The following is a 26,879-nucleotide window of genomic DNA, read 5'->3' on the forward strand; positions in this document are numbered from 1 at the left end:
GCAATTCTGAAAGCGAACGCCTTTGAAATCAGGCGGTTGAACTCCGAATTTCCCAATCGACGCGCCTGAGGTGCGGCCTGGCTTAGGCTTCTCCGCATGGGAAAGCCGAGCAAGCTGAGTGATGAGGAATGGGAGGCCTTGTTCGACCGCGATGCGCGGGGCGAGCGGCGGTCGGATCTGGCGCGGGAGCATGGGGTGTCGGTCTCGACCCTCTGCTGGCAGGCGAAGAAGCGCGGGCGGATGAAGGGGCAGGCGCCGGATGCGGTGGATCATCGCCGGCGGCCGGCGGAGGGCTGGCCGGCGGATCATGTCTTTCCCCAGAGCCGGTCGGGCATGACGCCCGCGCGCTGGCGCGAGCTGTTGGCGCGGCGGAATGCGGGCGAGACCAGTGCGGTCCTGGAGGCCGAGTACGGGGTGACGACGGGGGCCATCGCCTGGGCGGCGAAACGCTATGGGCTGCGGAAGATGGACACGCCGGGGGCGGTGTATCAGCCGCGCGGACCGGCGGCGGGGGCCTATAATTATGGGCGGGGGGAGCCGGCCCTGACCATCGAGATCGACTGGAGCGATCCGGTGGGGACGGTGCGCGAACTGCACGCGGATGTGCTGAAGCGGTTGAGCGACGGGGACGAGCCGGAGGCCGCGCGGCTGTGGCGCTGGTCCCAGCGGACGCGGGTCATGGCGGGCGTGGGGGCGGCGGACCTGCGGGCGCTCTGGAAAAAGCACGCTACTTCTCCTGGGGGCTATCGCCCTTCGGGCTACTTGAGCCCCCAGACCCCCGGTTTGCTCCAAGGCGGCGACGGGGGCGGTCAGGGCGGCGGGGGCTTGGTCCTTCGTCCGGCGCAGAAGCCGCCCGAGGGGGCGTGGTCGACCTGGTTGTTTCTGGGCGGGCGGGGGGCGGGCAAGACTCTGGCGGGGGCGTCGTGGATCGCGGACATGGCCGAGCGGCTGGGGGCGGGCGGGCGGCTGGCGCTGATCGGGCCGACTTTGCACGATGTGCGCGAGGTGATGATCGCCGGGCCGTCGGGGGTGATGAGCCTGCCGCGCTGGACGGGCGTCGGAGGGGATGGGGCGGTGGAGTGGCGGGGGCCGGAGTATCAGCCGTCGCGGCGGCGGCTGGTGTTTCCGAACGGGGCCGAGGCCTTTGTCTTCTCGGCCGAAGACCCCGACAGCCTGCGCGGCCCCCAGTTCGCCGCCGCCTGGGCCGACGAATTCTGCGCCTGGCGCAACGGCGGGGAGACGCTGGCCCTGCTGCGGATGGGGCTGAGGTTGAGGTTGCCCAACCCGGACTCCCCAGCCGTCGATGCAGACGCGGCGCAAAACGGGGGAGTGGGGGCTAAAGTAGCGAGGCTCCGCGAGCCGAGCGATAGCCCCCGGCTCGTTGTTACGACCACGCCGCGCCCGACGAGGGCGCTCAAGGCGCTCCGCGCCGAGGCGTCATGTGCGCTCACCCATGCGACGACGCGGGACAATGGGGATCATCTGGCGCCGGGGTTTCTGGAGGGGCTGGAGCGGCTGTACGGCGGGACGCGGCGGGCGGCGCAGGAGCTGGAGGGCCAGGTGGTCGAGCCCGAGGGCGGGCTGTTCACCGCCGAGATGATGGCGGCGGCGCGGGGGGAGGCGCCGGTCTCTGTCGAGGCGCGGCCGGTCTATGAGCGGGTGGTGGTGGGGCTGGACCCCACCTGTTCGCGCGGCGGGGACGCCTGCGGCATCGTGGCGGTGGGGCGGCGCGGGGAGACGGCCTGGGTGCTGGCCGATCGCTCGATGCGGGGGTTGTCGCCGCAGAAATGGGCCGAGCGGGCGATGGAGACGGCGCGGCTGTTCGGCGCCCGATGCATTGTCGGCGAGGTCAACCAGGGCGGGGACATGGTCGAGGCGGTGCTGAAGGCGGCCGGGTGCGGGGCGGATGGGGAGAACATCGGCTTTACGGCGGTGCGAGCCTCGCGCGGCAAGGCGGCGCGGGCCGAGCCGGTGGCGGCCCTGTATGAACAGGGGCGGGTGCGGCATGCGGGGGTCTTTGCGGCGCTGGAGGAGGAGCTGATGGAGCTGGGCGCCGAGGAAGAAGGGCAGGCTGCCGGATCGGGGGAGGGGCATTGGGACCGGGCCGACGCCCTGGTCTGGGCCGTCACCGACCTGATGCTGGACGGCCGGGGCGCGGGGCCGCGGGTGCGGGCGCTCTAGGCGGCCCCCCTTAGGCCGCCATCATGCCGATGTCGTCGGGGCTTTCGCCGCGGCCCAGAAGCCCGGTCTCGAAGTCCATGAAGATGTCCATCAGCTCCTCGACATTGGCCGGATGGGCCGCCGGGCCGAAGCGGAAACGCCAGTAGCTGACGATATGCTGGACCGCGCCCAGCTGGTCGCCCAGCTTGGCGAACATGGAGGGGGCGTCCAGCAGGAAGTCGCGGAAGGCGGTGGGGCGGCCCTCCTGGGTCAGGCGGGCGTAGGCGTCGTCATAGATGCTGAGGGTGCGGCTGACCTCGTCGCAGGTGCGGATGATGCGGCCGCGCAGGACCGCGCGGCTGCGGTCCAGATATTCGCGGGCGGGGCGGTCGATCCTGCCGCTCGGCTTGATGGTGCGCACGGCCTCGGCCACGGCGGCGACCTCGCCCAGCAGGGTGGACAGGGTCCATTTGTAATAGAGGAAGCCCTTCCAGCAGAAGACCCCCTCCTGATACTGTTCCGGCGCCAGACGCAGGGTCAGACGCAGGGCCTCCAGCTGGTCGCCGGGCGTGTTGGACAGGATCTTGGCCGCCATCCGCGCCGCCGAGTCCGAGGCCACCGCAAACGTGTCGGCCCCCAGGCTGAGGGTGACCAGGGGCTCGACCTCGCTATGGACGAAGGCCACCATCCGCTGCAGGTCGCCGTCGCTGATGGAGAAATAGCAGGGGGCCGGATCCAGTCCGCCGCGCCGCAGCTGCTCGCGCAGCAGGAAGGGGTCCAGGGACGGCAGCTTGTCGATCAGGCGCAGGGTCTCGATATCCGGGTGGGTAGGGGCCACGCCGAAGGCCTCGATCATCATCCGCTCGAAGCCGATCTGATTGACGAAGACATAGCGCCCCCCGGTCTTCAGATCCTCGTCGTCGATGGGGATGACCACCTTGGTGGCGACCTGGCGGCGGCCGGTGAAGAGATCGGTCTCGTTGCGCCGCAGCCGGTGCTTGATGATCAGGGACCGGTTCAGGGCGTGGGTGCGAAACACCGGCCGCGCGGCCCAGTCGGGATTACGCACGGCGCCGTCCGATCGGCTGTCGCCGTTTTCCTCCCACACCCGCAGAAGGTTCAGCACCCGGGCGGTTGAGGCGGAGCCCCGGAGGTGTTCGAGGTTGCGGACGGCGCGATCAGTCATGCCGCGCAGATTGCAACGCCAATCGTGACTAATGGCTTAGCTGTCGCGCAGAAAAACCGGGGGTCGGCGAATCCATCCCCGGCTCCGGCGGGATCAGGACGGGCTCGGTCGCTGGCGTCCGACGCGCGCGGGGACTAGAACAGGGTCATGCAGATGTTCGACATCCTGGTCATCGCCGCCATCCTCGCCGTCACGGTGACGCTGGGTCTGGGCCTCTATTCGCTGTTCCGGGGCGGGGACTACGCCCGGAGCCATTCCAACAGGCTGATGCGCTGGCGGGTCGGGCTTCAGGCCGTCGCCGTGCTGATCCTGGTCGTCGGCATGGTGTGGAAGGCGACGCAGGGGGCCTGATCCATGGTGACGCTGAACAAGATCTACACCCGCACCGGTGACGACGGACAGACCCGGCTGGCCTCGGGCGCGCCGGTGTCCAAGGCTGATCCCCGGGTCGAGGCTTACGGCGCGGTGGACGAGCTGAACGCCGTCCTGGGCGTGGCCCGGCTGAACAGCGGCCAGAACGACCGGATCGACGCCATGCTGGCCCGGATCCAGAACGAGCTGTTCGACCTGGGCGCCGATCTGGCCACCCCGCTGGACCCGCCCCCGGCCTGGGAGGCGCTGCGGATTCTCGACAGCCAGGTCGAACGGCTGGAGCAGGAAATCGACTGGATGAACGAGAGCCTGAAGCCGCTGGACAGTTTCATCCTGCCCGGCGGCTCACCCCTGTCGACGCATCTGCATGTGGCCCGGACCGTGTGCCGCCGGGCCGAGCGCGAGGCGGTGCGGCTGGTCGAGGCGGGCGAGGCGGTCAACGGCGCGGCGGTGCGGTATCTGAACCGGCTGTCGGATCACCTGTTCGTCGCGGGCCGGCGGGCGAATGCGAACGGGGCGAACGATGTGAAATGGAAGCCGGGGGCGACGCGGTAGGGCTGCACCGCCCATACAGGACGAAAGAAGAGAGGGCGGCGTCACCTCTCCGCGCGCGAAGGCGCGTGGGGAGGACAGGTCGCGCTTGCGACCAGGCGGGGGCGACTCCGGCGGTGGGGGTGACCCCAAGAGCGTCTGATACCGAGCCGCCCCCTCCTGGCGTTCGCTGACGCTCCCGCCTGTCCTCCCCGTCGGCCTTCGCCGACGGGGAGATGAAGGGTGGTCAGGTCGCCGGTCTGGCCGCGGCCAGGGCCGCCTTCTGGCGGGTGATTTCGGCGACGCGGGCGCTTCGCATCTTTGTCGCCATCCTCCTCAGTGCGGAAGCGTCGCCGTCCAAGCCTCAAGCGCCGCCGTGTCGTTCATGTCTCCGTCAAAGCGATGGAGGGGCGTCACGGGCTGATTATGTCCCCGCTCCCGGCCGATATAGAATTTCATCGGCAGGGACATGGCGCCGAGGCCGCTGGGGACCCGGACGGATCGCACTTCCATATAGACGGTATCGGCCCCGGTCTCGCGTCCGATGGGTTTTGCGCCGAGACGAACCCACAGGTCCACGGCGTCCAGGCAGGCCGACATGCAGGTCTCGTCCGTCAGCACGAACACGGTCCCCCCCGGCGGCTGAAAGGCCAAGGCCTCGGGGGCGGTCGCCGAGCCGCCATCGAGATCGGGCCTTATGATCCAGCGATCATTGCCTCTCGCCAGCGCATGCTCCAGACCGGCGATGGAATTCCGATACCAGTCCCTGGCTTCGCTTGAGAGGCTTCCATTCGCGTCGCGCTTTTCCAGGTTCGCGCGCATGGCTTGCAGATTGTCTTCGGAGGCGCGCCAGACGACTGTCATGGGAGGTTCGGGCGCGTGCTGAAACGCGCCCGGCCCCCACAGGTTTTCTGCGATCTGATCCGACCACAGCGATGATCCGCCGCCATTGCCGCGAAGGTCGAAGACAATCGCCGGGGCTGTCCGCAGGGCGGCGGCCTGTGCGGCGATCTGCGTGATCAAGCCGCCCAGACCGCGCCCGTCTTCACTTTCGGGATCTCCGTTGAAGGTCGGAAGCCTGATCCAGTAGCGACCGTCGTCCAGGCGGCGCATCCCGATCGCACCTCGCGTGCGGGCCGGAAAAACATCATAGCGGGAATAGAAGTCGGGTCCGGCCGGTCGCCAGTCCAGATCGACTGCGTGGGCGCCGGCGGGGGTTTCGAAGACGCAGTTTTTGATGGGGGCGACGTAAGGGTCGCCCGTATCGATCATGACCCATCCGCCGAACGACAGGCGTTGGGACGCCAGTTCCCAGCGTCCGAAGCGGGCGCCGATACGTTCATTCCCGATCTGGAAGGCGTCGCGACCGTCGCATGACGCGATTTTGGCGCCCGCAGGCACGCCCGCCCACGGCTCTGCAAACGTCACCACCAGGCCTCGAGCTCCGTCGTCCCGCGCAATAAAGCCTGGCCAGGTCTTCCCCTGGTCGGGCGTCGATCCGTAGACGCCGAAGCCGAGATGGCCGTCATCGAACGCCGCCACATAGTGCTGCAGGGCATAGAAGTAGTCGGCGAAACTGTCGGCGGCGTCGGCCCGGGTCAGAGCCAGGGCGTATTGCGCCTCGTTCAGGCGCGCGAACTGGGGGTCGTCGGGGTTGACCATGCCGGGATGACTGGAGGCGATGGCGTCATGGATCGCTGTCGCGTCCTCGCGCAGGGTTTTGCCCCAGTCTCTGTCTGCTGGGAGTTGAGCTGGGGGCGGGGCGTCCTGGGCTCCGGATCCGGAGAGCGAAGGGGCGGCTTGGGTCTGGGCGGGGAAGGTTGCGGCCGATAGGGCCAAGGCCCCCGCCGCGACAAGCGCAAGGCGACGAATAGACGGCACAGAAATCCCCCTTCGGCCGCAACCTCCGGGTGGAGGGGCCGGTCCCCAGAGTAGGCGGGCGTCAGGGGGCGGGCAAGATGTCGCTCGCCCGGCGGGGCGAGCTGAGCGGCGCGGTAGGGGCCGCACCGTCCATACAGGACGAAAGAAGAGAGGGCGGCGCCACCTCTCCGCGCGCGAAGGCGCGTGGGGAGGACAGGTCGCGCTTGCGACCAGGCGGGGGCGCCTCCGGCGGTGGGGTGGCCCCCAAGAGCGTCTGGCGCCGAGTCGCCCCCTCCTGGCGTTCGCTGACGCTCTCGCCTGTCCTCCCCGTCGGCCTTCGCCGACGGGAGGTGAAGGGTGGTCAGGTCGCCGGTCGGGCCGCCGCCAGGGCCGCTTTCTGGCGGGTGATTTCGGCGGCGCGGGCGCGGTCCTGGGCGGCGAGCTGGTCCTCGATGCGGATCAGTTCGCGGTTCTTTTCATCCGAGGCCTGGGCGCGCGAGACGCCGTTGGGGCGGCCGGTGATCTCGGCGATGGAGATGGGCTGGGCGCAGATGCGGTTGTCCATGTCGTACCATTTGCCCGCCGCCTCGCAGCGTTCGCCCGGCGCGACCCAATAGGCCTGGACCGCGAAAACCCCCGCCACGGCGACGCCGAACAGGGCGAAGAAGATCATGGCCAGGCGGGGAAAGGTCAGGAAACGCTTCATCTCAGGATCCGTTAGGCGGGTTTTGCACGGGAGCTTGACCCCGCGTTACGTTGACAGGCCTTCGCGACCGCTCCATGTCCTGCCCCTACATTCAGGCGAATTCACGGATAGACCCATGAAGGTTCTCGTCCCCGTCAAACGGGTGATCGACTATAACGTCAAGGCCCGCGTCAAGGCTGACCAGTCCGGCGTCGATCTGGCCAACGTCAAGATGAGCATGAACCCCTTCGACGAAATCGCCGTCGAAGAGGCGGTTCGTCTGAAGGAAGGCAAGGAACACCACGCCGCCGGCACGGCGACCGAGATCGTCGTGGTCTCCATCGGCGTGACCCAGGCCCAGGAAACCATCCGCACCGCCCTGGCCATGGGCGCGGATCGGGGCATCCTGATCCAGTCGGATGCGGACCTGGAGCCGCTGGCGGTCGCCAAGCTGCTGAAGGCGGTGGTCGAGGAAGAAAAGCCAGATCTGGTTCTGATGGGCAAACAGTCGATCGACGGCGACAACAACGCCGTGGGCCAGATGCTGGCCGCCCTGCTGGACTGGCCCCAGGCGACCTTCGCCGGGAAACTGGTCATCGAAGGCGGCAAGGCGACGGTGACGCGCGAGGTCGACGGCGGCCTGCAGACGCTCTCGGCGGACCTGCCGGCCGTGGTGACGGTGGACCTGCGGCTGAACACGCCGCGCTATGCGTCGCTGCCGAACATCATGAAGGCCAAGAAGAAGGAGATCGCCATGAAGGCGGTCGCCGACTACGGCGTCGATGTCGCCGACCGTCTGAAGGTCCTGAAGGTCACCGAGCCGCCGAAACGCTCGGCCGGCGTCAAGGTGGCCGATGCGGCCGAACTGGTTTCCAAGCTCAAGTCCGTGGGAGCGCTGTAATATGGCTGTCCTCGTCATCGCCGATCACGACGGTTCGACCGTTCGCGACACCACAAACAAGACCGTGACCGCCGCGCTCGCCCTGTCGTCCGATGTGGATGTTCTGGTCGTCGGGCAGGGCGTGCAGGCGGCCGCCGACGCCGCTTCGAAGATCGCCGGCGTCCGCAAGGTGCTGCTGGCCGAGAGCGCCGGCCTGGGCCACGGCCTGGCCGAGGCGGTGACGGACACCGTCCTGCCCCTGGCCGCCGGCTATGACGCCATCCTGACGCCCGCGACCACGGACGGGAAGAATTTCGCCCCCCGGATCGCCGCCAAGCTGGACGTCGCCCCGATCTCGGACATCATCGAGGTGGTGTCGGCGGATACGTTCGTGCGGCCCATCTACGCCGGCAACGCCCTGGAGACGGTCCAGTCGGCCGACGCCAAGAAGGTGATCACCGTGCGCCCGACGGCCTTCGCCGCCGCCGCTGAAGGCGGTTCGGCCGCCATCGAGAGCGTCACGGGCGCCGATGCCGCCAAGACCGCCTTCGTCTCCGAGGAAATGGTCAAGTCGGACCGCCCGGACCTGGGCGCCGCCAAGATCGTGGTCTCGGGCGGTCGCGCCCTGGGCTCGGCGGACGAGTTCCACGCCGTTCTGGAACCCCTGGCCGACAAGCTGGGCGCCGCCATCGGCGCCTCGCGCGCGGCGGTGGATGCGGGCTATGCGCCGAACGACTATCAGGTCGGCCAGACCGGCAAGGTGGTGGCCCCGGCCCTGTACATCGCCATCGGGATCTCGGGCGCCATCCAGCACCTGGCCGGGATGAAGGACTCCAAGACCATCGTCGCCATCAACAAGGACCCGGACGCCCCGATCTTCCAGGTCGCGGATTATGGCCTGGTCGGCGACTACAAGACCGTCGTGCCGGAACTGATGGCCGCCCTGGGCTGAGGCTCGAATGAGGCTGCCAGGCGGTGGGCAGGCGGTCGTTCCGGAGGGAAAGATCGAAGCCTACTGCCTGTCGGCGGACCACCCGGAAGGCCGACACAAGGCCCGGGTCTTCGCGTCCGCCCTGGGTCTGACCCGGGCGGACGCTCCCTATCTGAAACGCCGGCTTCTGGAAGCGGCCAGGGGGGCCGAGGCCGAGCCGGTCGGGACGACGCCGTTCGGGACTCTGTACCGGGTCCGCTTCATGCTAGAGTTCCGCGGTCGCACGGCGCTGATCCGCAGCGGCTGGATCGTAGGATCGGACGGGGTTCCCCGTCTGACGACCGCGATGGTGGAGTGACGACCATGATTGAGGAACTCGACGTCGTGGCCCTTGTGGCCGATCTTCCGGATCTGGGCCTGAAGAAGGGCGAGCGCGGCACGGTCGTGATGATGCTCGACCCGGCCCGCTTCCTGGCGGAGTTCGCCGACGAGAGAGGCGTGGAACGGGCGACCCCGACCCTGAGCGCCGAAGATGTCGAAGTGGTCTGGCGCGCCGCCGATCATCGCGCCCCGGATCGACGCGCCGCCGGTTGATCCCCTGTCCCGACTTCCGATCAAGCTACAGCCCGGCGCGTCCAGCGACCGGATCGACGGCTGGGACACAGATCCCGAAGGCCGGCCCGTGCTGAAGGTGCGGGTGCGCGCCGGGCCCGTGGACGGCGAGGCCAACGCCGCCCTGGTGAAATTCCTGGCCAAGGCGCTCGGGGTGTCGCGGTCCTCGGTCGTGCTGGAGCGGGGCGGGCAGTCGCGGCTGAAAATGGTCTCCGTCGAGGGGCTGGACGAGGCCGGGCTGAAGGCGCGGATCGACGCGGCCACAGGCGAGGCGGGCTGAACCCCGGAGCCGCCCAGACCGCCCCGAACCGCCCAGAACCGGATCGCCGCCGGGTCGGGGGAGGGCGACTGTCACAGGTTCGCGGTAGACAGGCGGGGGCGGATCGGGGGACGCGGGCGGCCTTGTCTGATTTGCTGGACCGACGCCCATGACCCCTGTCTCCCTCCGCCTGGTTTCCGCCCTCGCGCTTGCGATCGGTCTTTGCGCCTCGGGGGGCGCCTCGGGGGCCGCCTCGGGGGGCGCCTCTGGAGCCTCGGCCCAGACGGCGGCCCGTCCGCCGGTCGAACAGAGCCAGAGCCAGGGCCGGGCGAAGAATGTGATCCTGTTTCTGGCGGACGCCGGGGGCGTGGCCTCGGTCCATGCGGCCAGCGTGATGGCCTATGGCGAGCCGCTGAGGCTCCATATCCAGCAGTGGCCGAACCTGGGGCTGAGCGAGACCTCGCCGGTCGACGCCTTCGTGTCGGACTCGGCCAACGGCATGAGCGCCATCGTGACCGGGGTGAAGACCCACAACGGGGTGATCAGCCAGGGGCCGGACGGCGAACGCGGCCGGCGCGACGGGACCCCGACCCAGACGGTGCTGGAATACGCCGAGCAACACGGCCTGCTGACCGGGGTGGTGACCGACCGTCCGATCACCGACGCGACCCCGGCCGCGACCTACGCCCATTCGAACGACCGCGGCAAATGGGGCGAGATCTTCCCCCAGGCCTTTTCGCCGCGCTTCGGCGACGGGGTGGATGTGCTGATCGGATCGGGCCGGACGGAGATCGCCGAACAGATGGCGGCGAACGGCGTCAGCTACGACAGCCTGGCCCGGGCGCACGACCGGCCGATCTATGCGACGCTGGAGGCGGCGCCGGCGGCGAACCGGCGGCCCGTGGTCGTGGCCGAAGAGATCGACGTGCGGGCGGCGACCCTGAGGGCGCTGGACCTGCTGCAGGCCGGGGACAAGGGCTATCTGCTGGTGGTGGAATGGGACGCCCATACCGACGATCCGCGCGAAGGCCTGCAGAACATCGCCGACCTGGACCGGCTGATCGCCGAGGTGCAGTCGCGCGTCGATCTGGACGACACCCTGATGATCTTCACCGCCGACCATTCCTTCGGCCTGCAGGTCGACGGCGGGCGTCGCGGCCAGCCCCTGCTGGAAGGCTATGAGGCCTGGAAGGCGCGGGACGGCGACGAGCGCGTGGTGCGGCTGGAGAATGTCATGGTCAACCGCACCCATACGGCCGAGGAGGTCCCGGCCCTGGCCATCGGCGTCGGCGCCGAACGGGTGCGGGGCTATTTCCCCAACACCCATCTGTTCGAGGTGATGATGAAGGCCTTCGGCTGGACGCCCTCGTCCGGCGACTGAGACTTCAAGACAAGAGAGGAAGTGGCGCACCCGACAGGATTCGAACCTGTGACCCCTGCCTTCGGAGGGCAGTACTCTATCCAGCTGAGCTACGGGTGCGCATGCGGCGTGACGCCGAAAGGGCCGCTTACAGCAAGCTGCGGGCGGCCTCAATCCCGAATAAGCGGATGACGGTCGGATGACTGTCTTCCAACCGCCGTCGCCGGGCGTCCCCGGCCTCAAGCAGCACGAAGCGCGGTAGGCCCAAAAGACTCCCGGCCTCAAGCAGCGCGAAGCGCGATAGGCCCCCTAAGCCCGGCCTCAAGCAGCGCGAAGCGCGGTAGGCCCAAAAGAAAGGGCGCGCGCGCCCTATTGCGCGGTCATGCCCCCGTCGATCTTGAACTCGGACCCCGTGACGAACTTGGACTCGTCGGAGGCGAGATAGAGGACGCAGTAGGCCACGTCGTCGGGTTCGCCGATCCGTTTCAGGGGAATGCCGCGGGTCAGGCGTTCGTGGGCCTTGGCCTCGTCGCCGCCGGCCAGGGCGATGAAGGGGTCGAGGATCGGGGTCTTGATGAAGACCGGGTGGACCGAGTTGCAGCGCACGTTCCAGTCGGCCTTGGCGGCCTCGAGCGCCAGGGTCTTGGTGTACATCCAGACGGCGGCCTTGGTGGCGTTATAGGCGCCCATGCCGGGGGCGGCGACCAGGCCGGCGATGGACGAGATATTGATGATCGAGGCCGGGGCGGCGGCGCGCAGGTGCGGCATGGCGTGTTTGGCGCCCAGCATGATCGAACGCAGATTGATCTCGTACTGACGCTGCCAGTTGTCGACCGTGTCCTGTTCGACGAAGGCCAGGGGGCCGCCGACGCCGGCGTTGTTGACCAGGACCGACAGGCCGCCCAGATCGGCCACGGCGGCGGCGATGACCCGTTCCCAGTCGGCTTCGCTGGCCACGTCGTGGGCGTAGGCGAAGGCGGCGCCGGGGATTTCGGCGTTGATCCGCTCGGCCAGGGCGGCGACGCGGCCGCCGTCGATGTCGGTCAGGGCCAGGCGGGCGCCCTCGCGGGCCATCATGGCGGCCATGGCCTCGCCCAGGCCGCCGGCGGCGCCGGTGATCAGGACGGTCTTGCCGGCGACGCGGCCGGGGCGGGCGGAGGAAGCGGCGCTCACGAGATCGCTCCCATGTCGGCGGCGGCGCGGTCGATGAACCGGGCCAGGGTCACGTCCCTGTCGGTCACGCCGTCGGCGTCGTGGGTGGTCAGCAACACCTCGACCCGGTCATAGACGTTCGACCATTCCGGATGGTGATCCATCTTGTCGGCCATCAGGGCGACGCGGGTCATGAAGCCGAAGGCGGCGTTGAAATCAGCGAACTTGAGACTGCGCGAAATGGCCGCCCGGTCGCCGTCATGGGGGCGCCAGGCCGGCAGGGTCTTCAGGGTTTCCGCAACGTCAAGGCGAGTGTCGGTCATGGGCTTTCCTCTTTTCTTCCGGCGTAAGGCGCCCGACGGATCGCGGCAAGCGTGCGCAAGCGTCTCCGACGGTCGCGGAACGCATGAGCAAGCTCTGGCGTTATCGGACGTCGCGAAAGCGTCGCCGTTTCTGGCGCGGAGGAAGTGGATATGGACAATCTGTGGCTCGCCGCTCTGGACGCGGCCGACCGGAAGCGGATCGAACCTCATCTGAGCGAGCACCAGATCGCGCGCGGCCAGATGCTGTACGACGCCGGCGAGGCGGTCGATCAGGTCTGGTTCCCGCTGAAGGGCGTGGTGTCGCTGATGACCGTCCTGCCGGACGACAAGATGGTGGAGACCGCCGCCATCGGGCGCGAGGGCCTGGTGGGGGTGACCTGCGGCCCGTTCAACGCCCGCGCCGCCAGCCGCGCCATCTCCCAGCGCGACGGCGTGGCCGTCTGCTGTTCGGCCGAGGTGTTCGGCGAGGCGCTGGATGAGAGCGAAGGCCTGCGCCAGGCCCTGTCGCGTTTCACCGAAGGCCTGATGGCCCAGGTGCAGCAGGCCGCCGCCTGCAACGCCCAGCACCGGCTGGACGAGCGGTTGGCGCGCTGGCTGCTGACCCTGCACGACCGGGCCGAGGACGACCGGATCGACCTGACCCAGGCCGATATCGCCGGCATGCTGGGCGTGCGCCGCGCCACGGTCTCCGAGGTCGGGACCGTGCTGGAAGGCAAGGACCTGATCCAGCGGGGCCGGGGCTGGGTCCGGGTGCTGGACCGCGACGGGCTGGAGGAAGCGTCGTGCGGCTGTTACGGCCTGATGCGCGAGGTGATGAAGGATCTCGAACTGCCCCAGCCCCAAGCCGGGTCGGAAGCGATGCGATCAGGCTCTAGTGACGCGTGACGGGCGGCCCGCGACGCGCTAGACCGCGCGCATGACCGACGCCTCCTCCCACGGCCCGCATTCGTCGGGCGACCGTTCCTCCTTCGGCTTCCGCGACGTCGATGCGCGCGAGAAGGTCAAGATGGTGCGCGGGGTCTTCGATTCCGTCGCTTCCAGCTACGATGTCATGAACGACCTGATGAGCGTGGGCGTCCACCGCCTCTGGAAGGACGCGGCGGCGGCCAAGCTGAACCCCCGGCCCGGCGAGACCATACTGGACGTGGCCGGCGGGACCGGCGACATGGCCCGGCGCTATTCCAAGATGGCGCGCGCGGCCCAGGAACGGCGGGGCGGCGAGGACGCCTCGGTGATCGTGCTGGACTATAACGCCGAGATGATCCTGGCCGGGGTGCACAAGGGCGGCGAGCCGGAGATGAGCTGGTCGGTCGGGGATGCGATGAACCTGCCGCTGCCGGACGCCTCGGTCGACGCCTATTCGATCAGTTTCGGCATCCGCAACGTGGCCCATATCGACAAGGCCCTGGCCGAGGCGCGGCGCGTGCTGAAGCCGGGCGGCCGGTTCCTGTGCCTGGAGTTCTCGCGCCCGACGACCGGGCCGATCCGCGCGGCCTATGACGCCTGGTCCTTCCACGCCATTCCGCGCATCGGCGGCTGGGTGGCCAAGGATCGCGACAGCTATCAGTATCTGGTCGAGAGCATCCGCCGCTTCCCGGACCAGGCGGCCTTCAAGGCCCTGATCGAGGACGCCGGCTTCAAGCGCGTGTCGGTGACCAATCTGTCGGGCGGGATCGCCGCCATCCACCACGGGTGGGCGATCTGACCCGGGTCTATCGCACGGCCCCGCCGCCGCCCGCCGCCGTGGCGGTGCAGAATCCTGTGGCGGCCTTTCTGCGCCTGCTGGGCTGGCTGTGGGTTCTGGCGCGTCATGACGCCCTGATCCCGCGCGAGGCCAATCCCCTGCTGCCCGTCTGGGCCCGACCCTTCGCCCGCGCGGTGCAGATGCTGTCCGGCCGCGACGGACGTCAGGGCCGGCCGGGCCAGAGGCTGGGCAAGGCGTTTGAGCATCTGGGGCCGGTGGCGATCAAGCTGGGCCAGGTCCTGGCCACCCGCGCCGACATCTTCGGCCTGCAGTTCGCACGCGACCTGGGCCGGTTGAAGGACGCCCTGCCGCCCTTCCCGCTGGAAGAGGCGCGGCGCGAGATCGAGAAATCGCTGGGTCGGCCGGTCGAGAGCCTGTTCACCGACCTGAGCCCGCCGGTCGCCGCCGCCTCCCTGGCCCAGGCGCACCGGGCGACCCTGGCGGATGGGCGTGCGGTGGCGGTCAAGGTGCTGCGGCCGGGGGTCGAGCGCCGCGTCGCCGACGGCCTGGACGCCATGCGGCTGGGCGCCGCCCTGGTGTACCGGCTGGTTCCCCTGTCGCGCCGGCTCGAGCCCCAGGCCTTCGTCGAGACCATCGCCAATTCGATGGATCTGGAGCTGGACATGCGGCTGGAGGCGGCCGCCGCCAGCGAGATGGCCGATGTCATGGCCAAGGACGGCTATATGTCCGCCCCCGCCGTGGTGTGGGACGGGGTGGGCAAGCGGGTGCTGACGCTGGAATGGGCGCAAGGGCTGCCCATGACCGACCCGGCCCTGGTCGACCTGCCGGGCCTGGATGTCGATCTGCTGGCCGACAATGTGGTGCGCGCCTTCCTGGTCCAGGCCCTGGACCACGGGGTGTTCCACGCCGACCTGCACGAGGGCAATCTGTTCGCCAGCGCCCCGGCCCATCTGACCGCCATCGACTTCGGCATCGTCGGGCGGCTGGGTCCGGCCGAGCGGCGCTATCTGGCCGAGATCCTGTGGGGCTTCATCTCGCGGGATTACGACCGGATCGCCCGGGTCCATTTCGAGGCCGGCTATGTCCCGCCGCATCACTCCGTCGAGACCTTCGCCCAGGCCCTGCGTGCGGTGGGCGAGCCGGTGATCGGCCGCGCCGCCAGCCAGGTGTCGATGGGCCGGCTGCTGGGCCAGTTGTTCGAGATCACCGCCCTGTTCGACATGCGGCTGAGGCCCGAACTGATCCTGCTGCAGAAGACCATGGTCTCGGTCGAGGGGGTGGCGCGTCGGCTTCAGCCGGACCACGACCTGTGGAAGGCCGCCCAGCCGGTGGTCGAACGCTGGATCCGCCGCGAACTGGGGCCGCAGGCCCAGGCGCGCGACGCCCTGAACGAGATGATCGCGGCGGCGCGGGCCATCTCGCGCCTGGTGCAGGAGCCGCCGCGACCGGCGGCGGTGGTCATCGAAAAGTCGGGAACTCCCGCTTGGGTGACGGCTTCAGTCATGGTCGCGGTCATCGCGGCCCTGACGGCCCTGGGCCTTTCGCTCTGGCCCTATCTGTCCTGACCGGAGCCTTCGCATGAAGACGACCCTGATCGCCGTAGCCCTGCTTCTGGCCCCGGCCTCCGCAATCGCCCAATCCGGCGGCGCCGCAGCCGGCGCCGTGCCGAACAGTTTCGACCGGCCGGCCCAGGCGCAATCTCAACCGGCCCCGTCGGCGCCGACCGCTCCCGTCGTTGCGGCGACCGCGCCCGACATCGCCCGGTCCGAAGAGGCGCTGCGCGCCGTGATCGCGGCGGCCCAGGGTCCCGGCTTCGACTATTCGGTCTTCACCGACAGCCTGGCGGCCCAGATCCGCCAGCAGGCGGATCAGGTCGCGCCGCTGGTCAAGGGCTTCGGCGCGGTCAAGACCGTCGCCTTCGAACGGCCGGAAGGCGAGGCCCATCTGTTCAAGGTGACCTTCGACAACCAGGTCACCGAATGGGTGATCGGCTTCGACGCCGACGACAAGATCGCCGCCCTGTTGTTCCGTCCGGTCGAGAGCTGAGTCCTAGTCCAGCGTCGGCCGGCCGCGTCCCGACTTGATCGAGGCGCGGCTGGTCTTGGCCTTCAGCCGGCGCTCCTTCGAGGCCTTGGTGGGCCGGGTCGGGACGCGGAAGACGGGCTTGATCGAGGCCTCGTCCACCAGGGCCTGAAGCCGTTCGATGGCGTCGGCGCGGTTGCGCTCCTGGGTGCGGTGGCGCACGGCGGTGATCAGGATCACCCCCTCCAGCGTCAGCCGACTGCCGGCCAGCTTCATCAGCCGCGCCTTGACCGGCTCGGTCAGGCTGGGGGAGTTCTTCACGTCGAACCGCATCTGGACGGCGGTCGAGACCTTGTTGACGTTCTGGCCGCCCGGTCCGCCGGCGCGGTAGAAGTGGAACTCCAGCTCGTCCTCGGGAATAACGGTCGTCATGGCTGGCTCGGGGGGGCGACCCGACGCGCCTTGACCACGGCCTGGTCCAGGGCCTGAAGAAACCGCGACCGGTCGGCGGCCGAAAACGGCGGCGGGCCCGACGTCGCCACCCCCATGGACCGCAGATGCTCGCCCACCATCCGCCCGGCCAGGGCCGAGCCGATCGAGTCCGGGGTGAAGGCCTGGCCGTTCGACTTCAGCGCCTGGGCGCCGGCCTTCAGGCAGCGGTCGGCCAGGGGGATGTCGGCGGTGATCACCACATCGCCCAGGCCCGCCCGTTCGGCGATCCAGTCGTCGGCCACGTCCGGCCCGGCGTCCACCACCACCTGTTCGATCAGGGCCTCGCGCGGGACCTGCATCCAGCCGTTGGAGACCACATAGGTCTTCAGCCCATAGCGCCGGGCGACGCGATAGACCTCCTCCTTCACCGGGCAGGCGTCGGCGTCGATGTAGAGGGCGGTCGGCATGGGCCTGACCTAGCGCGGACGGGGGCGGGTCGTCGAGGGTGGGCTGGGCTTACAGGAAGCTGAAACAGGGCCGAAGGGGTCTAGGCGAGGGTAATCGCTTGTCACTTGGCAAGTTCATTGGAGCCGCTGATCTCAATGATTCTTTCCAGGTTCATGTGCGGCGTGCCTGCGGCAAAAATGAGTGGAACTGTATGCTCAACTCCGTCGCTGAGCACGACAAGCTCGGAAGCGCCGTAGATGCTGCGTCTGAGCCAAAAATGGGCCGAGTCAAAATTCAAAGGCTTCCGAAAATACGGGCTTGAGAGAATTGACCCCGATATCGACAATAATGCGCCTCGATGGCGCAAAATCTTGGCGAAAGCTAAAATCGAAATTGGCGCCGCCACCAAGGCCGCAAGCGCGGCGATAGGCCATCGATGTGCTGACCTGCTGCCCGAAGCGAGGAACTCGCTGATGGAACCTGCGGTCCAAAAAGGCTCGATCCAGACTAACCCGATGGCCAACCACACGACGCCATATAAGCCCCAAAACTTCAAAGGCGACGCCCTCAAAATTGTACGGCGGGTTTGTAGTTTCATACCGTAGTTTGGCCCGGGGGGCTGTCCGGTGCAATGTCGAGAAGCGACGATCCGTTACGAGTCGATTGGCGAAGTCGGCGTCTGATCGGAAAGCAGACCTGGGCGGATATTCTTGTCTCCTCCCCGCCTCGCGGGGAGGGGGACCGCGAAGCGGTGGAGGGGCTCTGGACGCCGCAGAGGCGCCGGTCTTGCGGACGCACCCCCCCTCCGTCACGGCGCGGAAGACGCGCCGCGCTGCGTCCCCCAGAGGGGGAGGAGATGGGTGTGGGCTGGGCTCAGCTTGGGTTGGCCATGAAGAGGGCCAGGCCGATGCTGTTCCAGACGGCGTGCGACAGGGTCGGCAGGGCGTAGGCGCGAAGCCGTCCCAGCCGTCGCGACCAACCCCAGGCGGCGTAGGCCATCACGGCGAAGGCGGCCGCCTGGCCGAGCGAGCCGGGGCTCATGCCGTGCAACAGCCAGGCGAGCGCCGCAATGATCGCGATGATGAAGGCCAGCCCGAGGCTGGGGGCGTCGTCGCGGGCGCGCCGGACCGCCCAGACGACCAGCGGCGTCTCGATGACCGCAGGCAGAAACACGGCCAGGAGAAACCCATAGGCGAACCGCGAGACCGTATCCTGGGCGGCGACCATGGCGTCCGGCGCGCCGGGGCCGGCGGTGAAACTGCCGACGACCATATTGGCCGCCGCTCGGATGAGCAGGGATAGGGCGAACAGGCCTGCGCCCAGGAGTACGGCCTGTAGCCAGGGGTTTCGGAATATCGGCATGCGTGGCCGGTTTGAATCTAGCGTCTGTCGCCTAGGCGCTGCCGCCGACGTATGTATTCGATGGTCCAGGCGAGCGTCGAAACGGCCACGACGACCAGGGCGAACAGGCCGGGGCGTCCGCCCCATTCAGCCGGAAAACTGGTCCGGAAAGTCCCTATTAGGAAGGTGGCGAGGGCCGCCCACAAGGCAAGGCTCAGTTTCGACATCGTCTGCCCTCCAGCAGTCGTCAGCGCACCATTTGGACCCGGATCGCAGCGGTCCGCAAGAGGCGCCGGTCGTGCGGACGCGCCCCCTCCGTCACGGCGCCAAGGGGCGCCGCGCCACCTCCCCCAGAGGGGGAGGAATGCGAAGGGTGATGACCGAAATCCTCCCCCTTTGGGGGAGGTGTCGGCGAAGCCGACGGAGGGGGACGGGCCAGGCCTTGAGCCGCAGTCCGTTCTCCTCCAGCACACCGGAAATGTCCGTCAGCACAGCCCGCGCCGGGACCCGCAGCACGGCGACGCCCCGCTGGTTCAGCCAGTCGGTGCGCCGGTCGTGCAGACGCGCCTGACCTCGAACCGCAGCCTCTCCTGTCCATCTTACCCAGAAGTCATTTGACCTTCGGTCCGACCCTTTGAAGTCTGGGCGCCACTCTCTGCTGACCGCCCGGTCACAGCCCGTCACCTCAGAAAATGCGCGCAAACATGGAGATTCCGGTGAACATCAAGAACCTCGGTAATGGCGTTGCGGTCGTGGCGATCGCGATTGCGGGAGGCTTGGCGGGAGGCGCTTTGCAGCAGCGGGCTCATGCGGACTCCACCGTGAACGCCACGTTCAACACGATAAACGCCAAACGGATCAACCTGGTCGAAGACAACGGCAAACCGGCGCTGGTTTTGGGCTCCTCGACAACGCTGCCAAACGCCAACGTATTCGGACGGCCCGAGTCGCCTCGAGGTGTGCCGGGGATCATTTTCTATAATCAGCGCGGCGACGAGACCGGCGGCCTGATCTTCAGCGCCTCAGACGAAGGCGCCGAGGCCGTGGACGGCGGCGTCCATCTGTCATTCGATCAGGTGGATCAGAACCAGACGATCTTCATGAACACCTGGCGAAACGGAGACTTTGTCCGGACGGCGCTCAGGGTCATGGACCGCCCGACCGACATGGACATCCGACAGACCAATCGGCCGCCCGAATACGAAGCGTACCGGGAGAGGATGCGTGCGGCGAAAACCGACGAGGAACGCGAGCGGCTTCAGCGCGAATGGAACATTCTCGCCGGTGAGAAACGTTACTTCGCCGAACGCATTTTCCTCGGCAGCGAGGGCGATGGAACCTCCACCCGCACCGCTATGCTCGAGATCAAGGACTCCCGCTCGCGGCCGCGGATCCGACTGAGCGTGGACGAGTCCGACCAGCCCAGAATTGAAGTCCTCGATGAGAATGGGCGCGTCGTGCGATCCCTAAGTGACGAGATTGACTGATCAGGGGCGTCCCTGATCCTCTTGCTCACAACGCCGCTGAAGAGACGAACACGCCAAGCCAACCTGATGCGGCCAAGGTCCGCAACGGTTCGGTTCGCGAAATCGACGTCTGATCGCACAGGCGGTGGACGTGTTCTGGACGCCGCAGGGGGCGCCGGTCGTGCGGACGCGCCCCCTCCGTCGCGGCGCGAAGAGGCGCTGCGCCACCTCCCCCAGAGGGGGAGGAGACAGGTTTGGGGATGGGGCTTGACCCCGGCCGGGGCGGGTTTGAGAAGTGGGGCGGTCGGGCGATTGCGGCCGGCGCGGCGAAGGGTCTGGATGCGATGACACACGACGGGCTCTCGGACCGGTTCGGGCTTCAGCATGCGGCGTCGCGGGCGGAGGGGGCGGCGTCGGCGCAGGCGCGGCGCGGGCGGCTGGAGGGGCTGAAGGCCCTGGTGCTGGAGCGGCGCGAGGCCTTTGCGCGGGCCATAGATGCGGATTTCGGGGCGCGGTCGGCGATGGAGACGGGGCTGCTGGAGGTCACGCCCCTGATCCGCAGCCTGGACCATGCGCGCGCCCATCTGGGGCGGTGGATGCGGGACGAGCGGCGGCCGGTGGACCTGATGTTCCAGCCGTCGCGGGCCTGGATCCGGCATGAGCCCCTGGGCGTGGTCGGGGTGATCGCGCCGTGGAACTATCCGCTGCTGCTGGCGCTCGGGCCGACGGTCGACGCCCTGGCGGCGGGCAATCGGGTGATGATCAAGCCGTCCGAACTGACGCCCGCCTTCGGGGCCCTGCTGGAGGCCGCCGTGGCCGAGCGGTTCGATCCGGCGGTGCTGACCGTGGTCAACGGCGGGGTGGACACGGCCCAGGCCTTTTCGCGTCTGGCCTTCGACCATCTGGTCTTCACCGGTTCGACGCGGGTGGGGCGCGAGGTGATGCGGGCGGCGGCGGAGAACCTGACCCCGGTGACGCTGGAGCTGGGCGGCAAGTCGCCGGCCGTGGTGGCGCCCGACTATCCGCTGGACAAGGCGGCGCGGTCGATCGCCTTCGGCAAATTCCTGAACGCGGGTCAGACCTGTATCGCCCCCGACTACGCCCTGGTCCCGGCCGGGCAGGTCCGGGCCTTCGCCGAGGCGGTGCTGGATCAGGCGCGGCGGGCCTATCCGACGCTTCAGGACAATCCCGACTACAGCGGGGTGATCAGCGACCGTCACCGGGTGCGGCTGCGCGACGCGGTGGCGGCGGCGCGGGCGGCGGGGGCCGTGGTGCTGGAACACCCCGATGCGGGCGAGGGGGACAACGGCAAGATCGCCCCGACCCTGGTGCTGAACCCGCCGAGCGACGGCCTGTTGATGCAGGAGGAGATCTTCGGCCCGGTCCTGCCGGTGGTCGGATACGACAGCCTGGATGAAGCCCTGGCCTTCGTGGCCGCCCGGCCCCGGCCGCTGGCCCTGTACGGCTTCACCAACCAGGCGCGGACGCGGGATCGGATCCTGGGTTCCGGCCTGTCGGGCGGCGTGACCCTGAACGGGACCATGCTCCATATCGCCCAGAACGACCTGCCGTTCGGCGGGGTCGGGCCCAGCGGCCTGGGCGCCTATCATGGGCCTGAGGGCTTCAAACGCTTCAGCCATGCGCGGGCGGTCTATGACGTGGGGCCGGTGAACGCCTTCGAGCGGCTGGGGCCGCCTTGGGACGGGGCGGCGGGCCGGCTGGCGCGCACGGCCCTGCGGTTTCTGGCCCGGTAGGCGGAGACGAAAAAGGGCGGAACCCTGCGGTCCCGCCCTTTTCCTTCAGACCTGAAAGGCCGTCAGTTGCGATAGGCCGGCGGCATCGGCGTCTGTTGACGATAACGGTCGCGCAGCAGCAGGGCGCGGCTGGTCAACGGTTGCTCGACCCCGTCGATGAAGACGGCCGAGGGCTGGCTGAGGGGCTCCAGCGGGTCGCCGGACCAGACCACCACGTCGGCGGCGGCACCCGGCGCGATCTGGCCGAACTGTCCGCCCATGCCGAAAATCCTGGCCGGATTGACCGTCAGGGCGGCGATGGCGGCGCCGTAAGGCAGGCCGTGCGAGACGGCGTTGCCGGCGTTGTAGCGGGCTTCGCGGGCGCGGTGGGTCGAACCCTCGTTGCCCTTGATGGCGATGACCACGCCGGCCGCGTTCAGGGCCGCCGCATTCTCCATCCGCGCCGCCCGCATCTCGAAGTCGGCGGGCAGGTTGGAGATGGGGTTCAGCAGGACCGGCACGCCGGCTGAAGCGATCTCGCCGGCGACCAGCCAGCCCTCTTCGGCGCCGTCCAGGATCAGCTTGATCCCTTCCTCGCGCGCCAGACGCAGCACCTGCTGGATGTCGGACGCCCGGTGGACGCTGACGATCAGGGGCAGGGTTCCGTCAGCGACCGGGATCAGGGCTTCCAGATCGGCGCGCGACAGGCTGAGGTCGCGCAGGCCCGCCCGTTCATAGGCCGACTTGTTGCGGGCGTAGAGGCGGACCTCGGCCATCGTCTCCTTGAACAGGACGAACTGTGCCCCGCGGGCGCCGCCGGCGATGTCGGCCCCGGCCTCGCCGAACGGGGCGACCATGGCCACGCGCGGCTTGACCAGGATGTTGGCGTCCTGACCCAGGTCGATGACCGCCGCCTGGCCCGCGAACAGACCCGGCGTCTGATAGCCGCCGTCGCCGGCGCCGGCCGTCTCGTCCTCATGCACATGACCGCCGGACGAGCCGGGGTGCTGGGGCACGACCACGGCGCGGGTGATGCCGCCCAGACGCGCCACCGGCAGGGTGAAGGACCAGGGGTCCAGGCCGTAGGAGATGTCGAAGGCGGCGCTGAGGGTGTTGGCGCTGTTGCGCAGTTCGTTGGTGCCGCCGACGGCGCCGACCTCGGTCCCGGCGAGACCGGAATCGACGGCGACGAAGCCGGGGGCGACCACCTTGCCGGTCGCGTCGATGACGCGGGCGCCGGCCGGGGCGGCGGCCGTTCCGACCGAGACGATCTTGCCGTCGCGGATCACGACCATGCCGCCCTCGATGACCGAGGTACCGGTCAGAACCCGACCGCCGACAATTGCGACGGTCTCCTGGGCCAGGGCGGGGGCGGCGAAGGCCAGGGCGGCGACGGCGCCCGCGAGGATGTGGGACAGACGCATCAGCGGGCTCCTTCGGCGACGTTGGCGGCGGTCAGGCCATAGCCCGGTTGGCCCAGCTCGAAATCGCTGGTCGGCTGATAGGCGGGGTTGGTCCGGTCGAAGGTCAGGGCGCCGTCGATGAAGACCTGATCGGCGCGGGCGTAGATCGAGAAGGGATCGGCGCTCCAGATCACCACATCGGCGCGTTTGCCGGGCTCCAGCGAGCCGGTCTGGTCGGCGATGCCGATGGCCTTGGCGGCGTTGGAGGTGATCCAGCCGATGGCGTGTTCTTCCGAGATGTTCAGTCCGGCGCGACGACCGGCCGACAGGGCGGCGGCGGCTTCCTGATTCAACCGTTGAGTCAGTTCGGCGTCGTCGGAGTGGATGACGGCGCACGAGCCCTGTTGCGCATCCACCAGGGCGGCGTTCTCCTCGATGGCGTCGAGCGCCTCCATCTTGAAGCCCCACCAGCCGGTCCACATGGCCGCGCAGATGCCGTTGGCGGCCAGTTGCGGGGCCAGCTTGTAGGCCTCGGTGGCGTGGTGAAAGGTGGTGATCCGGTAGCCGAACTCCTTGGCCATATCGATCATCATGGCCATCTCGTCGGCGCGGTAGCAGTGGTTCTGGATCAGGATCGACCCGTCCAGCACCCCGACCAGGGTCTCGTTCTGCAGATTGCGGGTCGGGGCCGCGCCCTCGCCGGTCTCGCGCCACTTGTCCCACTTGGCCTTGTAGTCGCGCGCGGCGATGAAGGCGGCGCGGTAGCCGGCCATATTGCCCATGCCGGTCGCCGGGCTCTGGTTGCGCGAGCCATAGACCCGCGAGGGGTTCTCGCCGCAGGCCATCTTGATCGTATAGGGGGCGTCCGGGAACTTCATGCCCTGCATGGTGATCGAGGGCATGTTGCGGATGGTCACGCCCCGGCCGCCGAACAGATTGGCCGAGCCGGGCAGGATGTGAAGCGTGGTGACGCCGCCGGCGCGGGCGGTGTTGAAGCCCGGATCCTGAGGCCACAGCGAATGTTCGGCCCAGACCTGGGCGGTGTTCGGGCTGGTCGCCTCGTTGCCGTCGCTCATGCCCTGCACGCCGGGGGACGGATAGACGCCCAGGTGGCTGTGGACGTCGATGACGCCGGGGGTGACATAGCGGCCGCGCGCCTCGATCACGCGATAGCCGGCGGGGACGGGGGTGGAGGCGTCGCCGACGGCGGCGATCCTGCCGTCGGTCACCACGACCACGCCGTTTTCGATCTTGCGGTCCGCGCCAGTCAGGACAGTCGCGCCGACCACGGCGAAATTCTCGCGCGGCAACGGTTGATAGGTGGACGGATAGGGGTTCAGCGTGGTCGCCGGATCCAGGCCGGCGGCCAGGGTCTTGTCCTTGGACGGCGCCGCCGTTTCCGATTCCGCGCCGGTCGTGGCGCAGGCTGACAGGCCGAGCATAGCAAAGCCTATGGCCGCGAGGCTGACGCCCCGCAGATGATGTCCGATCATCAGATCCCCTTTTCCCCACTGACACGCCAGCCCGACGTGTCTTGCGACCGTCATAGGAGGGTCATCCGGCGGAGGCGTCAAAAGATTTCGATGTTCTTTGAGTTGTGCGGCTGGGGGAGCGCGGCGTGAAGGTTGTCCGCGTGCGAGCGATCCATGTGAAAGACGAACACGAGGGTGTGCTGGGCTTCGTCCTGGCGGTGGTGCGGGCGCGACGAGACGCGGGATAGGACGGAGTCGCCCCCTCCTGGTCGCTGGCGCGACCGGTCCTCCCCGTTCGCCTTCGCGAACGGGGAGGTGAGACTCTCTGGACGCTCCGGCCTGGGACCGCTAACGGCACGCGCATGAACGACGACGAAAACCCCCATCTCGACCGGCCGCTGCGGTCGTTCGGCCGGATCAAGGCGCGGCCGATCAAGCCGCGACAGGCGGCGCTGATGGAGACGCTACTGCCCGAAATCGCCGTGCCCGATCCCAAGGCCGGTCCGCTGGACCCGAAGGCGATGATGCCCGAGGCGGTCGAGGTGTGGCTGGAGATCGGGTTCGGCGGGGGGGAGCATATGGCGGCCCAGGCGGCGACGCGGCCCGACGCCCTGGTGATCGGCTGCGAACCCTTCCTGAACGGGGTGGCCTCGGCCCTGCGCCATGTCGAGGAGGGCGGCCTGAAGAATGTCCGCATCCACGCCGACGACGCGCGCGACCTGGTCGACGCCCTGCCGGACGCCTCGGTCGACCGGGTGCTGATCCTGTTCCCCGACCCCTGGCACAAGGCGCGGCACAACAAGCGCCGCCTGTTGCAGGACGAGACGGCCCAGGCCTTCGCCCGCATCCTGAAGCCGGGCGGCACGCTGCGGTTCGTCACCGACTGGCGCGACTACGCCGAATGGACGCTGGAGCGGCTGGAGCGGACGCCCGGGCTGGAGCGGATCGGGGCGGCGGATCAGGACTGGTTCGTTCCTCCGGCGGACCACGTCGTCACCCGTTATGAAGAGAAGCGGCTGGGGGACACGGCGCCGATTTTCCTGGAATACCGCAGAAAATCCTGACCTTACGGCATACGCATTCTTACTTATTCGGCTTATAGACGGGTGTTTAACGAACTTTGTTAGGGATGGTCTCAAATAGTATTAGGGAACGGGACCATGAAGACGCTGACGATAGGCGGGCGGATCAATCTCCTCGCTCTTGTGACCATGGCGGGCCTGTTGCTCGTGACCGGTCTTTCCCTGATGCGGCTGGATGCGGTGATGCGCGACGAGATCGCCGACCGCACGAAGAAGGGCGTCGAGATCGCCCACAGCGTGGTCGCCTATTATCAGGGCGAGGAGGCGGCCGGCCGGTTGACGCGCGATCAGGCCCAGACCGCCGCCAAGGCCGCCGTCGGGGCCATGCGTTACGGCGCCGACGACTATTTCTGGATCAACGACATGCATCCCACCATGGTGATGCACCCGATGAAGCCGGCGCTGAACGGCAAGGACGTGAGCGAGAACAAGGACGCCGACGGCGTGCTGATGTTCAAGGAATTCGTCGCCGTGGTTCAGAAGGACGGCGAGGGCTTCGTCAACTATCAGTGGGCCAAGCCGAACCAGGACGGGGCCTCGCCCAAGATTTCCTATGTGAAGGGCTTCGCCCCCTGGGGCTGGGTGATCGGCTCGGGCGTCTATACCGACCAGATCGCGGCGGCCGTGGGCAAGGCGGCCCTGGCCCTGGGCTCCATGGCCCTGCTGGTGCTGCTGGCGGTCGGGGCGACGGGTTGGTTCATCGGCCGGTCCGTGTCGGCCCCGGTGGTGGCGCTGGAGCGGCGCATGCGCGGCCTGGCGGACGGAGACAAGACCTCCGAGATTCCCGGCGTCAAGCGCGGCGACGAGATCGGCAAGATGGCCTCGGCCCTGGCGATCTTCCGCGACGCCGCCATCGAGAAGGACCGGCTGGAGGCCGAGACCCTGTCGCAACGCTCGATGAGCGAACAGGAACGGGCCGCGCGCGAGGCCGAGAAGGCCGCCGAGGCCGAAGCCGACCGCGTCACCATCGCAGCCCTGGGCCAGGGCCTGTCGGCCATGGCTGACGGCGATCTGACCTATCGGATCGAGGCCGAGTTCGCGCCCAAGGCGGCGCAGTTGAAGACCGACTTCAACGCCGCCATCGCCCAACTGCAGCAGGCCGTCGCGGTGGTGGTGGCCAATATCGCCGGCATCCGCTCGGGCGCCGGCGAGATTTCGCAGGCCGCCGACGATCTGTCGCGCCGCACCGAACAACAGGCGGCGGGGCTGGAAGAGACCGCCGCTGCGCTGGATGAAATCACCGCCACGGTGAACAAGACCGCCTCGGGCGCGCGTCAGGCCTCTGACGTGGTTCAGGCGGCCAAGGGCGACGCCGAGACCTCGGGCGTCATCGTTCGCGACGCCGTCCAGGCCATGCAGGCCATCGAGGGCTCCTCCGAACAGATCAGCCAGATCATCGGCGTCATCGACGAGATCGCCTTCCAGACCAATCTGCTGGCCCTGAACGCCGGGGTCGAGGCGGCGC

The 26,879-nt window shown here is 68.7% G+C and carries 28 protein-coding genes and 1 tRNA gene; 17 read left to right on the forward strand and 12 right to left on the reverse strand.

What is annotated here, in order from left to right; genetic code table 11:
• Positions 1-96: 96 nt before the first annotated feature.
• Positions 97-2,181, forward strand: coding sequence for a terminase large subunit domain-containing protein (locus tag AC1RSI_RS10330; RefSeq protein ID WP_008260656.1), 2,085 nt, complete (start codon positions 97-99; stop codon positions 2,179-2,181).
• A gap of 10 nt (positions 2,182-2,191) precedes the next feature.
• Here the strand turns inward: AC1RSI_RS10330 and AC1RSI_RS10335 are convergent, their stop codons facing one another.
• Entirely contained in the window at positions 2,192-3,346 is a 1,155-nt protein-coding gene (locus tag AC1RSI_RS10335) for a hypothetical protein (RefSeq protein ID WP_154727050.1), read from the reverse strand.
• A 147-nt stretch (positions 3,347-3,493) separates the two neighbouring features.
• Between AC1RSI_RS10335 and AC1RSI_RS10340 the strand changes: the two genes are divergently transcribed.
• The gene (locus AC1RSI_RS10340; protein ID WP_154727051.1) at positions 3,494-3,697 is read left to right on the forward strand and encodes a twin transmembrane helix small protein; all 204 of its coding nucleotides are present in this window, start codon (positions 3,494-3,496) and stop codon (positions 3,695-3,697) included.
• A 3-nt stretch (positions 3,698-3,700) separates the two neighbouring features.
• Complete coding sequence (locus AC1RSI_RS10345; protein WP_008261323.1) at positions 3,701-4,273, forward strand: cob(I)yrinic acid a,c-diamide adenosyltransferase; 573 nt, start codon at positions 3,701-3,703, stop codon at positions 4,271-4,273.
• A gap of 312 nt (positions 4,274-4,585) precedes the next feature.
• On the opposite strand, the gene AC1RSI_RS10350 is transcribed toward AC1RSI_RS10345, so the two are convergent.
• Positions 4,586-6,088, reverse strand: coding sequence for a S41 family peptidase (locus tag AC1RSI_RS10350; protein WP_154727052.1), 1,503 nt, complete (start codon positions 6,086-6,088; stop codon positions 4,586-4,588).
• Positions 6,089-6,470: 382 nt separating this feature from the next.
• Positions 6,471-6,815, reverse strand: a complete 345-nt coding sequence (locus AC1RSI_RS10355; protein WP_008260333.1) for a hypothetical protein — start codon at positions 6,813-6,815, stop codon at positions 6,471-6,473.
• A gap of 115 nt (positions 6,816-6,930) precedes the next feature.
• Between AC1RSI_RS10355 and AC1RSI_RS10360 the strand changes: the two genes are divergently transcribed.
• The 6 genes from AC1RSI_RS10360 to AC1RSI_RS10385 all read left to right on the forward strand — a co-directional run bounded on the left by AC1RSI_RS10360 (position 6,931) and on the right by AC1RSI_RS10385 (position 10,857).
• Positions 6,931-7,695, forward strand: coding sequence for an electron transfer flavoprotein subunit beta/FixA family protein (locus AC1RSI_RS10360; protein WP_008259580.1), 765 nt, complete (start codon positions 6,931-6,933; stop codon positions 7,693-7,695).
• Between the two features lies 1 nt (position 7,696).
• Entirely contained in the window at positions 7,697-8,626 is a 930-nt protein-coding gene (locus AC1RSI_RS10365; protein WP_008261292.1) for an electron transfer flavoprotein subunit alpha/FixB family protein, read from the forward strand.
• A gap of 7 nt (positions 8,627-8,633) precedes the next feature.
• On the forward strand, positions 8,634-8,963 hold the full coding sequence (locus AC1RSI_RS10370) for a DUF6883 domain-containing protein (protein ID WP_035311088.1): 330 nt from the start codon (positions 8,634-8,636) through the stop codon (positions 8,961-8,963).
• Positions 8,964-8,968: 5 nt separating this feature from the next.
• Positions 8,969-9,199, forward strand: coding sequence for a DUF4926 domain-containing protein (locus AC1RSI_RS10375; RefSeq protein ID WP_154727057.1), 231 nt, complete (start codon positions 8,969-8,971; stop codon positions 9,197-9,199).
• A complete protein-coding gene (locus tag AC1RSI_RS10380) occupies positions 9,138-9,497 on the forward strand; it encodes a DUF167 domain-containing protein (RefSeq protein WP_196066444.1) in 360 nt (119 codons plus the stop codon). The genes AC1RSI_RS10375 and AC1RSI_RS10380 overlap by 62 nt, the downstream gene beginning before the upstream one ends.
• 148 nt (positions 9,498-9,645) lie before the next feature.
• A complete protein-coding gene (locus tag AC1RSI_RS10385; RefSeq protein ID WP_154726982.1) occupies positions 9,646-10,857 on the forward strand; it encodes an alkaline phosphatase in 1,212 nt (403 codons plus the stop codon).
• Between the two features lie 22 nt (positions 10,858-10,879).
• On the opposite strand, the gene AC1RSI_RS10390 is transcribed toward AC1RSI_RS10385, so the two are convergent.
• The 3 genes from AC1RSI_RS10390 to AC1RSI_RS10400 form a co-directional block, all read right to left on the reverse strand.
• Positions 10,880-10,956, reverse strand: a tRNA-Arg gene (locus AC1RSI_RS10390).
• A gap of 249 nt (positions 10,957-11,205) precedes the next feature.
• Positions 11,206-12,009, reverse strand: a complete 804-nt coding sequence (locus tag AC1RSI_RS10395) for an SDR family oxidoreductase (RefSeq protein WP_154726981.1) — start codon at positions 12,007-12,009, stop codon at positions 11,206-11,208.
• A complete protein-coding gene (locus tag AC1RSI_RS10400; protein WP_035310370.1) occupies positions 12,006-12,311 on the reverse strand; it encodes a 4a-hydroxytetrahydrobiopterin dehydratase in 306 nt (101 codons plus the stop codon). The genes AC1RSI_RS10395 and AC1RSI_RS10400 overlap by 4 nt, the downstream gene beginning before the upstream one ends.
• Positions 12,312-12,461: 150 nt before the next feature.
• Here AC1RSI_RS10400 and AC1RSI_RS10405 point away from each other — a divergent pair, with 150 nt between their 5' ends.
• From AC1RSI_RS10405 to AC1RSI_RS10420, 4 genes are read left to right on the forward strand one after another with little or no spacing between them, the layout of a single operon-like run.
• Positions 12,462-13,196 carry a Crp/Fnr family transcriptional regulator gene (locus AC1RSI_RS10405; RefSeq protein ID WP_008260814.1) on the forward strand — a complete coding sequence of 245 codons (735 nt, stop codon included), beginning with the start codon at positions 12,462-12,464 and terminating at the stop codon, positions 13,194-13,196.
• A gap of 31 nt (positions 13,197-13,227) precedes the next feature.
• A complete protein-coding gene (locus tag AC1RSI_RS10410; RefSeq protein WP_154726980.1) occupies positions 13,228-14,016 on the forward strand; it encodes a class I SAM-dependent methyltransferase in 789 nt (262 codons plus the stop codon).
• Positions 14,004-15,581, forward strand: coding sequence for a 2-polyprenylphenol 6-hydroxylase (ubiB, locus tag AC1RSI_RS10415; protein WP_154726979.1), 1,578 nt, complete (start codon positions 14,004-14,006; stop codon positions 15,579-15,581). The genes AC1RSI_RS10410 and ubiB overlap by 13 nt, the downstream gene beginning before the upstream one ends.
• Positions 15,582-15,594: 13 nt before the next feature.
• On the forward strand, positions 15,595-16,062 hold the full coding sequence (locus AC1RSI_RS10420) for a hypothetical protein (RefSeq protein WP_154726978.1): 468 nt from the start codon (positions 15,595-15,597) through the stop codon (positions 16,060-16,062).
• A 3-nt stretch (positions 16,063-16,065) separates the two neighbouring features.
• On the opposite strand, the gene arfB is transcribed toward AC1RSI_RS10420, so the two are convergent.
• The 4 genes from arfB to AC1RSI_RS10440 form a co-directional block, all read right to left on the reverse strand.
• Positions 16,066-16,470: an alternative ribosome rescue aminoacyl-tRNA hydrolase ArfB gene (gene arfB, locus AC1RSI_RS10425; RefSeq protein WP_154726977.1), complete on the reverse strand. Its 405-nt coding sequence runs from the start codon at positions 16,468-16,470 to the stop codon at positions 16,066-16,068.
• Positions 16,467-16,937, reverse strand: a complete 471-nt coding sequence (locus tag AC1RSI_RS10430; RefSeq protein WP_154726976.1) for a YaiI/YqxD family protein — start codon at positions 16,935-16,937, stop codon at positions 16,467-16,469. The genes arfB and AC1RSI_RS10430 overlap by 4 nt, the downstream gene beginning before the upstream one ends.
• Positions 16,938-17,038: 101 nt before the next feature.
• Entirely contained in the window at positions 17,039-17,515 is a 477-nt protein-coding gene (locus AC1RSI_RS10435) for a hypothetical protein (RefSeq protein ID WP_154727109.1), read from the reverse strand.
• A 275-nt stretch (positions 17,516-17,790) separates the two neighbouring features.
• Complete coding sequence (locus AC1RSI_RS10440) at positions 17,791-18,279, reverse strand: hypothetical protein (protein ID WP_154727110.1); 489 nt, start codon at positions 18,277-18,279, stop codon at positions 17,791-17,793.
• Positions 18,280-18,974: 695 nt separating this feature from the next.
• Between AC1RSI_RS10440 and AC1RSI_RS10445 the strand changes: the two genes are divergently transcribed.
• Both AC1RSI_RS10445 and AC1RSI_RS10450 read left to right on the forward strand, forming a co-directional pair.
• A complete protein-coding gene (locus tag AC1RSI_RS10445) occupies positions 18,975-19,745 on the forward strand; it encodes a hypothetical protein (RefSeq protein WP_154727104.1) in 771 nt (256 codons plus the stop codon).
• 239 nt (positions 19,746-19,984) lie between these two features.
• A complete protein-coding gene (locus AC1RSI_RS10450; RefSeq protein WP_291752900.1) occupies positions 19,985-21,478 on the forward strand; it encodes a coniferyl aldehyde dehydrogenase in 1,494 nt (497 codons plus the stop codon).
• Between the two features lie 62 nt (positions 21,479-21,540).
• Here AC1RSI_RS10450 and AC1RSI_RS10455 read toward each other — a convergent pair whose 3' ends face one another.
• Both AC1RSI_RS10455 and AC1RSI_RS10460 read right to left on the reverse strand, forming a co-directional pair.
• On the reverse strand, positions 21,541-22,881 hold the full coding sequence (locus tag AC1RSI_RS10455; protein WP_154726887.1) for an amidohydrolase family protein: 1,341 nt from the start codon (positions 22,879-22,881) through the stop codon (positions 21,541-21,543).
• The gene (locus AC1RSI_RS10460) at positions 22,881-24,353 is read right to left on the reverse strand and encodes an amidohydrolase (RefSeq protein ID WP_035309225.1); all 1,473 of its coding nucleotides are present in this window, start codon (positions 24,351-24,353) and stop codon (positions 22,881-22,883) included. Before AC1RSI_RS10460 ends, AC1RSI_RS10455 begins: the two co-directional genes overlap by 1 nt.
• A 341-nt stretch (positions 24,354-24,694) precedes the next feature.
• Between AC1RSI_RS10460 and trmB the strand changes: the two genes are divergently transcribed.
• Both trmB and AC1RSI_RS10470 read left to right on the forward strand, forming a co-directional pair.
• Complete coding sequence (trmB, locus tag AC1RSI_RS10465) at positions 24,695-25,396, forward strand: tRNA (guanosine(46)-N7)-methyltransferase TrmB (protein WP_008261127.1); 702 nt, start codon at positions 24,695-24,697, stop codon at positions 25,394-25,396.
• A gap of 96 nt (positions 25,397-25,492) precedes the next feature.
• Positions 25,493-26,879 (forward strand): cache domain-containing protein (locus tag AC1RSI_RS10470; protein ID WP_492793338.1); only part of this gene is annotated, 1,387 nt, incomplete at its 3' end.

It is taken from the genome of Brevundimonas sp. GW821-FHT10E09, assembly GCF_058809375.1.

Excerpts from the sequence above, each read along its gene's own strand:
- AC1RSI_RS10335 (WP_154727050.1), bottom strand. The coding sequence starts at position 3,346 with ATGACTGATCGCGCCGTCCGCAACCTCGAACACCTCCGGGGCTCCGCC.
- AC1RSI_RS10420 (WP_154726978.1), top strand. The coding sequence starts at position 15,595 with ATGAAGACGACCCTGATCGCCGTAGCCCTGCTTCTGGCCCCGGCCTCC.
- AC1RSI_RS10430 (WP_154726976.1), bottom strand. The coding sequence starts at position 16,937 with ATGCCGACCGCCCTCTACATCGACGCCGACGCCTGCCCGGTGAAGGAG.
- arfB (WP_154726977.1), bottom strand. The coding sequence starts at position 16,470 with ATGACGACCGTTATTCCCGAGGACGAGCTGGAGTTCCACTTCTACCGC.
- AC1RSI_RS10340 (WP_154727051.1), top strand. The coding sequence starts at position 3,494 with ATGCAGATGTTCGACATCCTGGTCATCGCCGCCATCCTCGCCGTCACG.
- AC1RSI_RS10455 (WP_154726887.1), bottom strand. The coding sequence starts at position 22,881 with ATGCGTCTGTCCCACATCCTCGCGGGCGCCGTCGCCGCCCTGGCCTTC.
- AC1RSI_RS10405 (WP_008260814.1), top strand. The coding sequence starts at position 12,462 with ATGGACAATCTGTGGCTCGCCGCTCTGGACGCGGCCGACCGGAAGCGG.
- AC1RSI_RS10370 (WP_035311088.1), top strand. The coding sequence starts at position 8,634 with ATGAGGCTGCCAGGCGGTGGGCAGGCGGTCGTTCCGGAGGGAAAGATC.
- AC1RSI_RS10460 (WP_035309225.1), bottom strand. The coding sequence starts at position 24,353 with ATGATCGGACATCATCTGCGGGGCGTCAGCCTCGCGGCCATAGGCTTT.
- AC1RSI_RS10380 (WP_196066444.1), top strand. The coding sequence starts at position 9,138 with ATGTCGAAGTGGTCTGGCGCGCCGCCGATCATCGCGCCCCGGATCGAC.
- AC1RSI_RS10400 (WP_035310370.1), bottom strand. The coding sequence starts at position 12,311 with ATGACCGACACTCGCCTTGACGTTGCGGAAACCCTGAAGACCCTGCCG.
- AC1RSI_RS10375 (WP_154727057.1), top strand. The coding sequence starts at position 8,969 with ATGATTGAGGAACTCGACGTCGTGGCCCTTGTGGCCGATCTTCCGGAT.
- AC1RSI_RS10440 (WP_154727110.1), bottom strand. The coding sequence starts at position 18,279 with ATGCCGATATTCCGAAACCCCTGGCTACAGGCCGTACTCCTGGGCGCA.
- AC1RSI_RS10345 (WP_008261323.1), top strand. The coding sequence starts at position 3,701 with ATGGTGACGCTGAACAAGATCTACACCCGCACCGGTGACGACGGACAG.
- AC1RSI_RS10385 (WP_154726982.1), top strand. The coding sequence starts at position 9,646 with ATGACCCCTGTCTCCCTCCGCCTGGTTTCCGCCCTCGCGCTTGCGATC.
- AC1RSI_RS10355 (WP_008260333.1), bottom strand. The coding sequence starts at position 6,815 with ATGAAGCGTTTCCTGACCTTTCCCCGCCTGGCCATGATCTTCTTCGCC.
- AC1RSI_RS10330 (WP_008260656.1), top strand. The coding sequence starts at position 97 with ATGGGAAAGCCGAGCAAGCTGAGTGATGAGGAATGGGAGGCCTTGTTC.
- AC1RSI_RS10410 (WP_154726980.1), top strand. The coding sequence starts at position 13,228 with ATGACCGACGCCTCCTCCCACGGCCCGCATTCGTCGGGCGACCGTTCC.
- AC1RSI_RS10450 (WP_291752900.1), top strand. The coding sequence starts at position 19,985 with ATGGGGCTTGACCCCGGCCGGGGCGGGTTTGAGAAGTGGGGCGGTCGG.
- trmB (WP_008261127.1), top strand. The coding sequence starts at position 24,695 with ATGAACGACGACGAAAACCCCCATCTCGACCGGCCGCTGCGGTCGTTC.
- AC1RSI_RS10435 (WP_154727109.1), bottom strand. The coding sequence starts at position 17,515 with ATGAAACTACAAACCCGCCGTACAATTTTGAGGGCGTCGCCTTTGAAG.
- AC1RSI_RS10365 (WP_008261292.1), top strand. The coding sequence starts at position 7,697 with ATGGCTGTCCTCGTCATCGCCGATCACGACGGTTCGACCGTTCGCGAC.
- AC1RSI_RS10360 (WP_008259580.1), top strand. The coding sequence starts at position 6,931 with ATGAAGGTTCTCGTCCCCGTCAAACGGGTGATCGACTATAACGTCAAG.